Source organism: uncultured Lactobacillus sp., assembly GCF_902491705.1.
Classification (GTDB): Bacteria; Bacillota; Bacilli; order Lactobacillales; family Lactobacillaceae; genus Lactobacillus.
Map to the genome: position 1 here is coordinate 23,559 of NZ_CABUIW010000015.1, position 15,735 is coordinate 39,293.

At 32.9% G+C, this 15,735-nt stretch carries 11 protein-coding genes; 3 read left to right on the forward strand and 8 right to left on the reverse strand.

Annotated features, from left to right (window positions below; translation table 11 throughout):
* Window positions 1-2: 2 nt before the first annotated feature.
* The 3 genes from RDN22_RS04470 to RDN22_RS04480 all read right to left on the reverse strand — a co-directional run bounded on the left by RDN22_RS04470 (window position 3) and on the right by RDN22_RS04480 (window position 5,036).
* Window positions 3-1,403 (reverse strand): family 43 glycosylhydrolase, encoded by a 1,401-nt coding sequence (locus tag RDN22_RS04470; protein ID WP_308556322.1) that lies wholly within the window; start codon window positions 1,401-1,403, stop codon window positions 3-5.
* Window positions 1,404-1,589: 186 nt separating this feature from the next.
* Window positions 1,590-2,618, reverse strand: coding sequence for a family 43 glycosylhydrolase (locus tag RDN22_RS04475; protein WP_308556324.1), 1,029 nt, complete (start codon window positions 2,616-2,618; stop codon window positions 1,590-1,592).
* 15 nt (window positions 2,619-2,633) lie between these two features.
* Complete coding sequence (locus RDN22_RS04480) at window positions 2,634-5,036, reverse strand: glycoside hydrolase family 3 N-terminal domain-containing protein (protein WP_308556326.1); 2,403 nt, start codon at window positions 5,034-5,036, stop codon at window positions 2,634-2,636.
* Between the two features lie 249 nt (window positions 5,037-5,285).
* On the opposite strand from RDN22_RS04480, the gene RDN22_RS04485 reads away from it, so the two are divergent.
* Window positions 5,286-6,380 carry an LLM class flavin-dependent oxidoreductase gene (locus tag RDN22_RS04485; protein ID WP_308556328.1) on the forward strand — a complete coding sequence of 365 codons (1,095 nt, stop codon included), beginning with the start codon at window positions 5,286-5,288 and terminating at the stop codon, window positions 6,378-6,380.
* Window positions 6,381-6,437: 57 nt separating this feature from the next.
* Here RDN22_RS04485 and RDN22_RS04490 read toward each other — a convergent pair whose 3' ends face one another.
* Both RDN22_RS04490 and RDN22_RS04495 read right to left on the reverse strand, forming a co-directional pair.
* Window positions 6,438-7,334 (reverse strand): alpha/beta hydrolase, encoded by an 897-nt coding sequence (locus tag RDN22_RS04490; protein ID WP_308556330.1) that lies wholly within the window; start codon window positions 7,332-7,334, stop codon window positions 6,438-6,440.
* Window positions 7,335-7,355: 21 nt separating this feature from the next.
* A complete protein-coding gene (locus RDN22_RS04495) occupies window positions 7,356-8,171 on the reverse strand; it encodes an NAD kinase (RefSeq protein WP_308556332.1) in 816 nt (271 codons plus the stop codon).
* A gap of 172 nt (window positions 8,172-8,343) precedes the next feature.
* Between RDN22_RS04495 and RDN22_RS04500 the strand changes: the two genes are divergently transcribed.
* Complete coding sequence (locus RDN22_RS04500) at window positions 8,344-8,550, forward strand: hypothetical protein (RefSeq protein WP_308556334.1); 207 nt, start codon at window positions 8,344-8,346, stop codon at window positions 8,548-8,550.
* Window positions 8,551-8,656: 106 nt separating this feature from the next.
* Here RDN22_RS04500 and RDN22_RS04505 read toward each other — a convergent pair whose 3' ends face one another.
* On the reverse strand, window positions 8,657-9,535 hold the full coding sequence (locus RDN22_RS04505; protein WP_308556336.1) for an alpha/beta hydrolase: 879 nt from the start codon (window positions 9,533-9,535) through the stop codon (window positions 8,657-8,659).
* Window positions 9,536-9,765: 230 nt separating this feature from the next.
* Here RDN22_RS04505 and RDN22_RS04510 point away from each other — a divergent pair, with 230 nt between their 5' ends.
* Entirely contained in the window at window positions 9,766-10,422 is a 657-nt protein-coding gene (locus tag RDN22_RS04510) for an endonuclease III (protein WP_308556338.1), read from the forward strand.
* A gap of 6 nt (window positions 10,423-10,428) precedes the next feature.
* Here RDN22_RS04510 and RDN22_RS04515 read toward each other — a convergent pair whose 3' ends face one another.
* Together RDN22_RS04515 and RDN22_RS04520 are read right to left on the reverse strand one after the other, a co-directional pair.
* A complete protein-coding gene (locus RDN22_RS04515) occupies window positions 10,429-12,378 on the reverse strand; it encodes a hypothetical protein (protein ID WP_308556340.1) in 1,950 nt (649 codons plus the stop codon).
* Window positions 12,379-12,383: 5 nt separating this feature from the next.
* Window positions 12,384-15,695 (reverse strand): hypothetical protein, encoded by a 3,312-nt coding sequence (locus tag RDN22_RS04520; protein WP_308556342.1) that lies wholly within the window; start codon window positions 15,693-15,695, stop codon window positions 12,384-12,386.
* Window positions 15,696-15,735 lie beyond the last annotated feature (40 nt).

Consider the following 15,735-nt stretch of genomic DNA (forward strand, 5'->3'; position numbering starts at 1 on the left):
AATTATCTACCAGCTTTCAAATCATCGTTTAATGACCATTCTGAATACCATTTAATTTTTGGATTACCTTCAGAATCAAATATTAAAGGTAACCAAACATATCTTCCATATTTTGTAGGTGTAGGTTGTGAGATAGGACCGTTTATTACTTGATTTCTTTCACTCCCAGTTACACATATGTCTTTATCATATAGTGAGGTCAAAACTTTTCTAATTAGCTCTGCATCCGACCTATTTAAAAGTTTCTCACCTAACCAACGATCAGCTAAAACTATATATTTGTCAGTATCTGGAATATGAAAAACCTTACTAAATTGACTATTAAAACTTGTTAAAGTCTCATCATCAATATAAGGATCGCCTATACTCTTAAATGGTTTATTCCATTTTTCACTTACAGCACAATCTCCTTGATTAGGAACATAATTTGTCATACCACTTGAAAACATGTATTTTTTACCATTATGTTCAAAAACCGCAATGCCTTCTCGGCACATAAATCCTTTTAAGTTCTCATACTGTTTTGTAACTTTTTGTTCAGCTAACGTTAAATCTGAATTAAGCTTCAAAGTAAATACTCCAGCAGATTCTTGTGTAACAAAAAGCCAGCCATTATTATTTTTATCAACTACAATGTCATAATCTCCTACTTTAATATCAAATGGACGATAGTTATCTCTTATTATCTTATATGGTCCTTTAATATTATTAGCTTCAAGAACAACAAAACATGCAGAACTACCAGTGAGTTTAAGCCAACAAATATATTTGCCTTTACTATTCTTAACAATATGTGGTCGATCAATACATTTTTCTGGAAAGAGAGACGAATTTGGATCATTAAGCACGGGATTTATAATAAGGCCTTCATCGTTCCAATTATATAAATCCTTAGATGAATACATTCGAACACCCCAAGTCCAAATTGGAGTATTTGTATCTGTAAATTCTTTATTTTCTCCATACAGGTAATATGTATTTCCAACTTTTATAATTGCTCCAGCATGTGCTTGAATAGGTTCACCTTGCGTATCAGACCATTCTTTTCCTGGACGGAAACTATGATACAGATTTTTCTTTGGCTTTTTACTTTTTTCAATAGCTTTCGCCTCCCGTTCTTTTTCTATCTTTTGATACTGATTTATCTTCCGTTCATATAACTTATTTAAGTAATCTTTACTACTATAGGGCATCAACTCTTCTTTAAGTTTTTCTACATTTTCTTTATTTTCTGTCAACTTAGGGGCCATTTTTAGGACATCATTTAATGACATCCTGACTGATATTGCACTTTGAGCTGACATATCAACCAACCCTGGAAAATGTTTATCAACTATACTTTTAATTTTTGAATCAGTGTTAATTTCAGAAATTAAAAGATCTAATGCTGTACGTTCTTTCATCTTTTTTCTCCTTTCGATCATGGTTTAAATATACAGTTTGTGTAAGCGCTTAAGTTATAATATTTTAACCAGACTTAATTATTTTTAACCTTAGTTGCTAAAAAAATAACGAAGCAACTAGTGCATCGTTATTTTCTTCTAATAAAAAAGAATACATTTATTCAATATTATTTTAGAATCATTTATCTAATTAAATTGATCTAAGTTCCACTGGTCATACCATTTGATTTGCGGCTTATCACCATCAAATGTGATTGGTAACCAAACATATCTCGCCACACTTGTGTTATTCATATCAATATTTTTTAATACACTTTCCCCATAATTAAACTTTTGAGGCTCTGTCATCAATTTTTTTACATCGGTAGAGTAATCATTATAGTTATACTTAACAGCATCTAATAACCAACGATCCGCACAAGCAATATATAAGTCTTTGTCATGAACCTTAAAAACAGAAGATATTTGTGAATGAAAAGAAGTTTTACTTTCATCTCCAACATGTGGATTGCCTAAGTTAATAAATGGACCATGCCAAGTTTTTGCGACAGCGACTTCGGATGGATTAGGCAAATACCCTGTAGTTCCAGAAGTAATTAAATAATGCTTACCACCGCGTTCAAAATATGCTGGTGCTTCTCTCGCTTCAGGAGGTGCCGCATGAACTAAATGAGTACTATAGTATCCAGTTACATTCGTATAATCATCTGTTAAATCTGCACAAATAATCTCTCCATGAACACGTTCAAAATAATAATATGCTTTCCCATCCGGTGCAACGGTTAAATCAAAATCTCCTCCACTCATACCTAGGGGTCGTAAACCTTGACGCACAAGTTTATATGGTCCACCAAAATTTTGGGATACAAAAATTGATTCAGTTTGTGTGAAATCGGCCTCCATTATTTTTACCCAACAAACAAAGTTTTGCGTTTTCTTATTATAGATAATGTGTGGTCGATCAGCCATCTTTTCAGGTGCTAAAACTCCAACTGGATTTAAAAATTTTCCTTCATATTTCCAATTATATAAGTCCTTAGAAGAATAATAATTCATTCCATCTTGCCAAGTTTTATCTTTGCCTGTAGTTTTATCTTTATTTTCTCCATACCAATAGTATCTATCATTAAGATACATAACTGATCCACCATGTGCTTGAATCGGATTACCATCAGTATCTAACCATTCTTTTCCTGGACGTATATTTGTATACATAATAAATTCCTCCATTTATTTCACTTTAGCTACAATAGTTCTGTTTTCTGGATTTATTAAGAATCTATCTTTAGAAATATTAAATGAATCTTCTAACTTAATTTCATTTGAGGCCGTACCAATTTTAATTTGATATTCTCCTGCCTCAATTTTCCATTTATTATTTTCATCAATAAATGATAATTGAGATGGATCGATTTCGACGTTAACCTTCTTTTCTTCTCCGGGTTTAAGAGAAATACGTTTAAATCCAATTAATTGCTGTACCGGGCGCATGACTGTTGCAACTGGATCTGTAGCATATATTTGAGCAACAGTAACACCGGAAATATTACTAGTATTTTTAACTTTAAAACTTAATTTGATTTTTTCATTTGAAGTAAATTCAGTTTTATCCAAACGTAAGTCACTATAAGCAAAAGATGAATATGATAATCCATGACCAAAATAATATCTTGGACTGTATGTTAAATCATGATAACCTTTAAAAATTCCACCTTGATGATCATAACTAGAATTAAACTCATGATTATAAAAAATGGGAACTTGCCCACTATTACGAGCGACCGTAACTGGTAAATGTCCTGATGGATTATTTTTACCTGAAATTGTTCGTGCTATAGCCCATGGACCATATTTAGCTGGACCCCAAGCTTCAATCAGTGCGTCACATACTTGATCGGCTGCATCACTTGAACATGGACGACCATCAAAGTGTACGCCAATTACCGTCTTATGTAATTTGCTCAATTCTTTTAAGAACTCTTCTTGACACTCAGGTAACCCAATATTGGTTGCATCAATTTCTTCTCCCGTAGTAGATGCCGCATTCCACCCATATCTACCACCAAGTGTTACTATAACTACATCTGCCTCTTTAGCTAATTTCAATGCTTTTTCAAAATGTGAAGTATCATTACCTGTATATGGATATCCATAAGCATAATCAATTTTGGCTTTTGGAAACTCTTTTTGTAATTCTTCTAGTAAAGTATGCATATGTGGATATACTTTTCGTGCCAATTCTTCAACTTTAGGATTTTGTTTAGTTACTAAACTACCTGGATAAGTCTTTTGAGCAGAGGAGTTTCTAGCGGGAGCATTTTTATCAACATGGACACCTGCCATTGACATAGAAATACCGATAGAATTTTCTTTCATTGCCATGTATGTATAACCGCCAAACATAGTTATTAATGAATTGGCATGATATCCAATAACTGCTACTTTCTTATGTGACAAGTCTATTGGTAAAGTTTTATCTTTATTTTGTAATAAAATTAATGATTGCTCTGTTAATTTTTTACTGAGTTTTTCACCAGTTTCTTTGCTTAAAAGCCTAAGCAATTTATTAATATTAGGCAGTGGATTTTCAAATAAACCGGCTTTAAATTTTGCTTCTAATATTCTTAAAACTGCTCTATCTAAAATAGATATCGAAATTTTCCCATCTTTGAACTTTTTTAACAATTCATTATTAAATGCTTCGATTGATGGTGCCTCGCTATCTAAACCTGCTTTTAGAGCTCGCTCACCCGCTTCAGTTAAAGAAGCAGCTTGACCTTGAAACTTTTTTAAATTACCAATAGCACCATAATCAGAAATCGTAAAACCATCAAATTTCAGTTGGTCTCTTAATAATTTAGTCAAAATGTCTTTTGATACACCAACAGATTCGCCATTAATAGATGCATATGAACTCATCACACTACCAATTTTGCTATTAGTGATAACTGCTTGAAATGGAGTAGCATATGTTTCCTTTAATTCTCGATCTGTTACCATACTTCTAGCACCATGAATCCCACCTTGGCCACTCATAAATGCAATAAAGTGCTTAGCAGTTGAAAGCATCCCATTATCAATATCTTTTTGAAAACCTTTAACAGCTGCTTGCCCCATAGCTGCTGCTAAGACGGGATCTTCCCCAAATGTTTCTGCTAATCGTCCAAATCTGGGATCTCTACATAAATCAAGTACTGGACTTAGAGCTTGATTAAATCCAAGTGCCCTACCTTCTTGACCAATTTGATGAGTTATTTTTTGTTCCAAGTCTGGATTCCAACTAGATGCCTGCGAAATTCCTTCTGGAACAACTGTCATTCCTGGTGATAAAACTCCACAAAGAGTTTCAACATGCAAAAAAGCTGGAATATGAAACCTACTCTGTTTCATAACGATTCTTTGCTGTTCTTCTATCATATTAGCAACGGCTTCTGGATTAGGCATAACTGTTGCAATTAAATTTGAGATTTCACCAATTCCATTTTTGCAATACTCTTCCATTGGAGTGCTTAATGAAGCAATTTTACTGTAGCATTGGAGTTGAGCAAATTTTTCTTCCGTCGTCATTTTGCTCATTAGTGATCTTGCCCTTCCTTCAGGGGATCTTCTTGAATCTTTATAAATTTCAACCATAAAAATAGCGCCTCCTAAATAGTTTTCAATATGAATTAAACTATTTTGAAACCGCTTACCATGTAATTCTTTTAACCTAAATTATATTTTTTTAACCTCAGTTATCTTTCTCTCATGCTAATAGTTATTACACGTCTTTTTTACCTTTAGTATTAACCCAAACAAGTGGTTGTATTTTTTAAATCAACATGGTATTGTTGCTTACATAAAGTAAGTAAAATACAAAAAATGAAACAAGGAGGCATTATTATGAATGTAGAATTAGGAATTTCAAGTTTTGGTGAAACTACTCCATTAGAGTCAACTGGCAAAGCTATTAGTCATCCACAAAGAATCAAAGATCTGTTAGACGAAATTACATTAGCTGATAAAGTTGGCGTCGATGTTTTCGCAATCGGTGAACATCACCGTAAGGATTTCGCGGTTTCAGCTCCAGAAATCGTTTTAGCAATGGCAGCATCAAAAACTAAGAGGATTCACCTTTCAAGCGCCACTACTAACCTGCCAACTATCGATCCGATCCGTGTTTATGAACAATACGCAACAATTGCTTCAGCATATCCTGGCAGAGTTGAAATTATGGCTGGACGTGGCTCCTTCACTGAAGCATTTGATATTTTTGGCTATGATCTAAATGATTATGATGCACTGTTTGAAGAAAAATTAAAATTATTACTCGAAATAAACAAACAAGAAATTGTAGATTGGCCTGGTGGTAAATATACTCCTAAGCTTGATCACAAAGGAATCTGCCCTCGTCCTGAAAAGCCATTATCAATTTCACTGGCAACTGGTGGCAATCCCGAATCAACTATTCGTGCAGCAGAACTAGGATTACCAATCGTTTATGCATTAATCGGCGGAAAGATTGATACTTTTGCCCCACTTCTCAAGCTTTACCGCGCAGTAAACGATAAATTGGGCCACAATCCTGAACAAACACCTATCGCTGCTCACTCATGGGGCTGGCTCGAAGAAGATAATGAAAAAGCAATTAAAGACTACTATTATCCTGTTAAATATCTAACTGATGCCATTAGTAAAGAGCGTGAACAATGGCAAGAATTGCCATATGATCAGTATATGGATATGGTAGCCGACGATGGCGTAATCTTTGCTGGCGATAGTGAACATGTAGCAAATAAGATAATCAAGATGATGGAAACACTTAATTTGCAAAGATTTTACTTGCATCTTCCAGTTGCTTCAATGCCTCATGACGAAGTGATGAAAGCAATTGAAATTTATGGAACGGAAGTCATTCCTAAGGTTAAGAAGTACTTTGCTGAAAAAGAATCAAAGAAAAATTTTCTAAAGCGTTTTACTTTTAAGTGGAAGAAATAAGACTGTATACAAAATAAACTCACCTATTTAGAAATAGATGAGCTTATTTTTATATACCTATTTAGCCATATGTTTTCTAAAGAATTCTGCTTCTTCGTCATTAGCCTCTTTTGCCAAATCATCTTTTTGATTAATCAAGAAAACATGTGGCTCTGGATGGTCTTCATCACCCCAAGATTTTTGAATAACTTCGACACCCTTTGCTCTCAAAAAGCCATCTAGTCGTACAGCACAATCATGAATCATATCCTCATTAGCTGTTGAAATAAATGTTGGTAAGAAGTCCTTGGTAATATACTTTTCGACATCTAATAAATCAAGTTTATTTTTATCTGTCATCACTTCTGGCTTAAAGTAAGCAACTAGTGGCCCGCCAATCATGCCCTTATCAAGAATAAAAGTTGCAGGACTATTTAAAGCAACTGCTCTAAACTTTAAATCAGTTAGCGTGTAACCAAACTTTTCACGATATTCTGGATTGGTCAAGATGGTAGTATATTGCTCGGCCATTTGACCACCAGCTGAATCCCCAATCAAGAAGACATTGTTTTTATCAAGATTGTATTCGTCAGCATGATCAGCTACCCAGTGAATATATTGATCAACTTGATCCAATTCCTCTGGGAATGTTGATTCTGGTCCTAAGATATAGTTAGGATTTACAAAAGCAAAGCCACGTTTTGCCATTCCTAAGCCATAGAATTGGTAAGTTTCTTTGGTACCATAGACCCAGCCACCGCCGTGAATATTAATAATAGTAGGAATCTTGCCTTCAACATTTTTAGGAATATACAAATCAAGCAAGTTCCATCTAGGATCTTTACCATATTGAAGATCATTGATTCTTTTTACTTCTGGAATATCATGTGGCAATCCACTATCGCGTTTGTCGTCATCCTTTTTCCAGTCGGTTCTCATCTTTTTAACGGCATCTAAGACTTTTTGATCAACCATAATTCTTTTCTCTCTTTCGTTTTAATCGTTATTTTCAGATCCAATAAATGATTGGTGAACGCGTAACCAAAAGGCAGGTTTTCTGAAGTTTACAAAGTAAGCTGATTTTGGAGAAACAACATATCTAATCTCCTTAATCGGAGATTTATGCTTAAATTCTTTTCCGTCCACACCAATGAAATAATAATCTTCCAGTCCAGGCTTAGGAATAACAGTGATTGATTCCCTATCACCTAGCACAATTGAAGAAGAAATCGTCCGATAGACTTGATTATTGATCGATGACATTTCAGACATTTGAATTGCTCTCAGAGTAGGACTAACAATTGCACCACCTAATGATTTGTTATAAGCAGTTGAACCGGTTGGAGTAGATACACAAAGCCCATCGCCGTTGAACTTTTCAAACAAATCTTTATTGATATAAACATCAGCCTTAATAGTTTGAATGCTTCTTCTAAAAGTTATTTCGTTTAAAGCAGTCAGAATCAATTTTTTACCATTTTCTAGAGTAACGGTTGCTTGAACCAATGGATCAGGAGTCATAGGAATCTTAGGCTGACTTAAAGTACTGATTATTTTCTCAATTGGAAGATCATGCCATGTGTAAAAGCCAAGATGACCAGTGTGAAGGCCGAGAAAGCCTACATGATCAATCAAATTAAAGTATTTGTGAAAGGCTGACATTAACGTGCCATCCCCACCTATGGAAATGACAATATCAGGATTATCATTATCAATTTTTAAAGCATCAGAAGCTATGATTGCTTGATGCAGCTTTTTATATACATTTTGAGTTTCTTCTTTGTTATTGGCAACAATAGCAATTTTAGTCATAAAAAGGCCTCCTATTATTTAATTTTACAACTAATCGATTATAGCGGCTTAGATTCCAACATTATTAACACTTTGGGGAAGGATTTTTCCAATCATTCTCTTATTAATTGATTCAACCTTTATCACCATGTACAATCTAAAATATAAATATGATGAAACGGAATGTTGCTAAATGAATTCAACTCAAATCAACTGCATCATTAAATTAGGCGAAACTGGCAGTATTACAGATTGCGAAATAAGTGCAACGTCAAATGAAGGAATTAGTATCATGCCATCATTTGCCCAAAATAAAAGAAATGAATATTTAGCATACTTTCCCAATATAATAAGAAATTTACAAAAAGCTATAAATTTAACGTTAAAAAATGAAAGATAAACTTATTGAATTGCATCACTTAAATCATATAGTATAGATATCTGTATTTTTACCTAAAAAGCCAAGATCCACGCAAAAAACGTGAGTCTTGGCTTTTAAATTTCAATTATTCAGCTAAACACTGTTTAATGAATTGATCATAAATATCTGTCATTCTTTGATCGTAAAATGCATTATTACCGTGATTTGCACTATCAATTAAATAAAGACGTACTGGTTTACCTGCTTTTTTCAAAGCATGATATAGTTCGATACTTTCCTTATCAGATACCGTTGTATCTCCTGTTCCGTGAGTAATCAACATTGCAGGGAAATCTTCATTAACATAAGTTTTTGAATTTGCGGCCTCTGTTTCTTCCAAATGGTCCATAATATTGAAGCCCATTTCACTGCCTTCTGGTGTATTCAAATCGTGACTTTCTCCAGTGTTTGGAAAGCCGCCTTTCATTGATAAATCTACAGCACCATAAAGATCAATAATACCTTTAACTTCAACTGATTCATCATTAATTGGTTTATCAAACTTATCTGTCTTTGCGGTCATGCCGGCTACGGTAGCAACCTGACCACCAGATGAGTCGCCCATAATAATGAAGTTATCTTTTTGAATAAAGTACTTCTTTGCATTTGCTCTTAAAAAGCGAATAGCATTTTTAGCATCAATAATTGGAGCTGGAAAATGGTAACCTGCTTCATAATCACGATATTGCACGATAGCAATGACATAACCTTTGGCTGCTAATTGCTTTAAATCATCAACTCTGCGATAAATGTTTTGTTTAGCCCAATGACTGCCTTGAACAAAGACAATACATGGAAAAGTTTGATCCGGCTTATTGTAAATATTAGGTTGCAAAATTTGCAGAACTAATTCTTTACCGTAATTTTCATAAGGAACATCGGGAATATATTGCACACCAATTTCGTCACCATCTAAATCAAAATGAGTTACTGTATTTTCACTAGTTAAATCAATTTCTTTCATAATCCAGTCCCCTTTCTTCTCTACACTTATTAATTATAAATGTCTTTTTTAAAAAGTATGTAAACCTTTTGGCATATTAAGTTGACGAATTGGAACATTCAAAGTCATTTTTCTATTTTAAATAAGCTTTTATAATTAAGGAAAGAATTTATTTTACTTTGCTTATACTGCACTAGAATACTAGTAGTAATATCACTATATTCATGAACTATTCCTCAGAGAACAAAACTATGAAAAAAACAAATATCACTTTAAATCAACTTTATGACATCATGTATGACAATATGGACCCAACCGGTTGGTGGCCAGGCCGCTCAGACTGGGAAATTATCTGGTCAACTGTTTTAGTGCAGAACACTAATTGGAAAAATGTTGCCCAAGCATTAAAGACACTCTATCGTGATTCGAAATTTTTGCCACAAAACATCCTCAAAATGAGTGACGAAGAGTTGGCTAACTCCATTAGAGCAGCTGGGTTCTACACTCGAAAAGTGAAAACTATTAAGAATCTTGCTAATTACTTTAAGTCCTATGACTACGACTTGGAGTTAATGCAAGAATTGCCTAAAGCAAGACTGCGAAAAGAATTACTTGCAATCAGCGGAATTGGGCCTGAAACAGCCGATGTCATTCTAATGTATGGCTTAAGAAAAGGTGAATTTGTTGTTGACCTTTATTCAAGACGACTCTTCTCATGCCTTGGCTGGGATATTCCTAATTACGAGAAAGCAAAAAAGATAATTGAGAGTAATCTGACTGACTTCACCCTAAGAAGCTATCAGAACTTTCATGCAATGATTGATACCTTTAATCAAGAATATAAATTGCCACAAGATTTTGAAAAGTCTTTTTTGAAGGATTATCAGATAATTATTCCTAGTTATTAGACATTGCTAGTCTAAATCATCTGACTCATCTGATGAACTATCATCATTTTTATTATCTACCCAATAACTTTCACGCAAATATTTCAATGGAAATGGCAATACTGTCAATTCAGCATATTTTACTTCTGGCACTAACATCATCTTCATTAGATTAAACATATCCTGATTAGACAATTGAGTCTGTTCTTCTGAAGAAATACATTTAATCTTTCTAACATGACTAGCCTTATTTACGGTAGTATTCAAGCCTTTGCCGATTTTACCAACAACATAGTAGAAATTATTATTCTCTTTCCAATAGCTAATATTAGTTAAGCCGCTTATATATTGATCCAAATGTTTAATATTTCGTACTGTTACATCATTATCCAAGCGATCATTTTTAAGATCCTCATATAAACAGGCATTAGGTAATGTATAGTCATTAAGTCTAGAAATCGTATAATAAAGTCCTTTATACTTAATGACCATTTCAACATCTGAAGGTTTTCTCAACATTTCTGCAACTTTAGGTTCATTAAATGGTGTTAAATCTTTAACTTCAAAATGTTTTTGATCAGTAAATCTTATTTCGTAAATTGATTCTAATAGATACGGTGATTCTGATGAATAAAAACCTGTGTAAAATGTCATTTTCTGAGCTGTTTCATTAGCAGAAAGCAGAGTTAGTTCTTTTTCTCTCAAATCATATTTAATAATCAGTTGATTAATCAGATTATAAAGCAATGATTCTAATGCTTTGTCAGATTTAGCATTTTTAATATTTTCTACAGTTACATGTTGAGTAGCAACTGGTCTTTCCTTTTGATAAGGATCTGCATCGATACTTTTATCTTTCTTTTTTATTGCGTTATAGCTAGCTTTGTCATTGATCAATGAAATTACTAGATCATCATTTTGAGGCTCTTCAGTATTTACTTGTACTTTTAAGTTATACTTTTTAAATTTTTTTGCCAGTTCCTTAAGATGATGCTCTTTTACATCAACAGCATCAAGAGTATCATCAACCAAAATAATTCGATGTTCTTGGGTAAGGTTGGACAAATGTTGTTTAAAGCTTTCTACATATTTAGAACTGTTCCACTCTTTACCGTCATCTCCGATGAATTGACATCTTTTTGCTTCTATTTCTTTGAACTTCAAAGGCGTAAAATATTTTGAAAACTGTTCATTAAAACTATCAAGAATATAATATGCCATTCCTGACTTAGTTTTAATAAAGGCATTATAACGATTTTTACCACCGAATAATTGATCGGTTTCTTTGTGGTCCTTATAAAAATTAGTAATTTTAGGTTTATCACCTTTTATAAGCGGTGCATTTATAAATAAATTAGCTTGATTATCAGTCTTATCTACACCCGTCATCATTGCCTTAGATAAATCTATATTATAAAGATCTTTATTTCTCAACCTTTTGTCAGTGGCAGGATTGTTAAATAGCTTCATATTAGTAAAAAACGTTGTCTTAATGTTTAAATTCAAGTTAGGATTTAACAAAGGCTCATCTAAATTCATAATCTTTTGTTTATTATGAATTTGCTTTAAATTAGGATAGAAAAAGCGACGATTAGTGCGTCCTGATCCCTTTAATAAGCGATCATCCTGCAAACGATTAAGAAACAATTTTACTAAAATCACCTTAGGTAATTCTTCTAAGTCTGATGCAGACAATTTAGTAGTTTTAGAAATTAAATCGCTTTGATTTTGCAATAAATTTTGCAGCTCTAAAGATTTAAACGCATCCTTCTTGCATAGTAGATACAATTCTTTTTGATAATAAGTCAAAGTTAACAGTGCATCCCTCTTAGCTTCAAGATTAACTAACCTTGCATACTTTGGTGCGTAATCTTTATCAGGATCATAATTTACTTTAAAGACATCGTAATCAGACGCAATATTGTCGTATTTTACTTTTACAGTTGGGTTTATTTGACCTAATGTTATTCTCGTCATATTGTTTACATTCTCCCCACTTTGTTTTCTATTTCTTCGATTACTTTTTCATTTAATGTGCCGTTATGGCTGAACAAGGCTGGATAATACGTGATTTTATCTTGTCTATGAACTGGATATTCCACGTTTTCCCAGTCATACAGGTTGACAATGAGTACCTGAATTTCATTTTTTCCATCCTCCAAACGTTCAATCTTTCCCATTTCTTTTTGATCAAATTCACCTTGTGAAGCAATATATGCCTTTTTATGTGAATCATAATTCTTAACGTCAACGTAAGTAATCTTGCCTGGTTTCTGGAAAAATCCATCCATTAATTCAAAATGATTTTTACTTAATTCTTCCATCTCATGCCAAGGCAAATGATACTTTTCAGCCACTAAGGTAAATATCTTTTCACCAATAATCCCTTTATAAAGATTGTTAAAAGCAGTAGGTGTTACCAAATATTTATGTGGCTCAGAAAGATCTGTCATATAACCTAAATCAGCTAGCTTATTTTTTAGCCATCTATTCTTGGCAAATATCTTCTTTAACATTTCATTATATTGACTAAAGTCTAGCAATTTTGTTGCTTGTTCTGTTTTATCTAAGCTCAATCCAGTCAGATTAACAAAATCATTATCACTAAAACTGTAGTAATACTTATTTGTTAGTTTATCAAAAGTGCAATAAAAATTAGCTAGCATTGGCATCTGATTCACTATCATGTCAGTATCCAAATCATCAAGTTGCGGATGAGCACCAATATATTCACGAACTTCTACCCATTGCTTTCGCATCTTTTCATTAGTATGTGATAAATTATGTGCAAAGTCCCTAATAAATTTATTGCAATTATTTATCTCTACTAAGGATTTAACCTCTCTAGGTTTAATTCTCTTACTTTGACCTAATTTATCTAAAATCTGTCTCATTAGGCCGGTTACACGATGAGTAGGCTTAATAGTTAATAGACACTTTTCAGAATCTTCAGTTAAAAATACGTACATATTCTTGTTTTTCCAATTAGTACGCATCATTCTTCCTAAGGCTTGCTCTAATATAACTTCTTCATTGACTAAAACTGGATAGCTATCTCTATTTATTAATAACTTGCCTTGAGTAAAGTACGTACTAATAAGCTTGTATGCTTCAAGAAGAGTAACGTCACCATGATTAACTAAGCCATCTACTTCACTTAAAACATGAAGAGTTTCATTAGCACAGTTTTCCCCATCAAAATTATGACCGTGATTTAAGTGTGTTGGTCTTTCTAGATATACGCCATCAAGGTCTTTTTCTTTTCCTTGTCGACTTGAATTTATATTTACAAGTTGTGGACTATCCTTCAATGTTTTACTAATTGTGTATTGTAAATTAACTCCACGATTAAGGCTGTTGTATGTAGTTAATAAGATTCCAAACTGTCCTTGAGACCACTTATCTCTTACATCCTCAATCTTTTCACTATTGCTGGCATAAATTGGATATATCTTTTCAGCATATTCAGACAAATCAGCTTCTTCCAAAAGATGGTTAATAAATTCTAGTTTGTTATCATCTATTTTGGCATTTCGATAAATGATAAAGGATTGTAATGAGTGATCTTCTTTATGCAATTTACACATCTTGATGATCACTTTAAAAAGATTCAGGTCTCTTGAAAGATGGAAGTCTCTATCTTTTTCTTCTTTAACAGGAAACTTGTTCAAATATTCAGTGTATAAATTCTTATCACTGTCTTTACCTATTAATTCGGCAAAATATTCTTTTTTATTTAACTTATCTAGCTTATATCCTAAGATCTCTGTATCGACTTTTACTTTACTGTTGAATTGCTCAATTTGACGCTCATTTTCCTTATCCAGCATTTCATCATTAAGAACTTTGTAATGTTTTACATTTAGTTCTAACCATCTTAGATCAAAGTTACTTAAAACCGAATCGTTTTCACTAGTTCCACTAATTAAAAATACTCGCCACTTATTAGCCATTTTTTGTAAGAAGTCTTCGGCTGAATACTTTTCTGCATATAGATAGACCTTAGAACGCATACTTTCGCTGCGATTACTATCGACTTTAACATAAGAGTACCCTTTGCTATAGTGTGAATCATCAACTGAAAAATTAGCCTTTAATCCTGGAATTCTTTCTGCATCCCTCTTGCTATCAAACACATCAAGCAAATAATGCTGCAGATAGCGGTCTTCTCTTCTAGTAGTAGGAATTAGTGTATTTAAAACATAGAGCACTTTTTCACTATTATCTTCAGTCGGATTAAGTTTATTCTGATTATAATAAGCATCAGCGAAAGTATACATTCGCTTAATAAACATGGAGATGGCTTTTCTAACGTCCTTCAATAATTTACTTAGTTTCCAATAATTCTCGCCGTCTTTTAAATTGCTTTTCTTAGTAATCAAATTAATATTTTGATCTTTTTTAAAAGTTACTACCAAGTCATTTTTACCACTTTGAGCATAAATATTTTCCTCACCAAAATTAAAGATCATTGGCGCTTTATTATCATCAATCTTATCGTCAAGTTCAAAAATTACCTGTAGATGATATCTTTGCTCAATTTTATCTAATCGTCTTTTTACAGATTTTAAAATTTCCTTAGCACCTTTAGTATCTAAAAATTCAATAGGTAATTTATCCAAATCAAGCGCATCCTTAATACGCTCAAAGACTGTAATTAAATCTTCAGGCCTATTATCATTTCCGGCAACTTGGTTAATTAAGTAACTAGTCCAATCTTTTTTCACTGCATCAGATTCATCAATGAACAAATTAACTTGATACTTATTATCACTCCTTTTATCTAAGACCTTCCAAAATTCTTTAGAGTAGCCATAAAAAGTTCGATAACCTGTAATTAATTTGATATCCGTCATCACCAAACAAGTTTTATTGGTGATTCTTACATCTGGAAAAAGCTTTTCATACCATGGCAAATCCGCTAACAATTGTGAAGTTCTTTCATCATCACTCGTATGTTCTTTTTTAAATTCCGGATTATTATCAAAAAATTCCATACCGATTACATGCTTAATAGTGTAAATCTTCTCTTGTAAAGATTGAGGAAGATTGGTTAATCTACATGATTTAAAGGCACAAGCACTAAAATATTCATAAGAAATATCCGTCAATAGTTTTAATGTCTTCGGATATTTTTTATCTTTTGCAATATGCTTAATATGAGCTGTAAAAGCTGCTTGATTATCTAATAGATGGTGTGATTTTAATGCTTCGTCAGTAACTGGAGCTATTTTATTTATAAAGTCGACGACCTGCTCTGGAACTGAATGAAGTGAGACCCAAAAGTTAGACACTTTTGGGTCTTTTATTATGACTAAATTTAATAAAGAACAA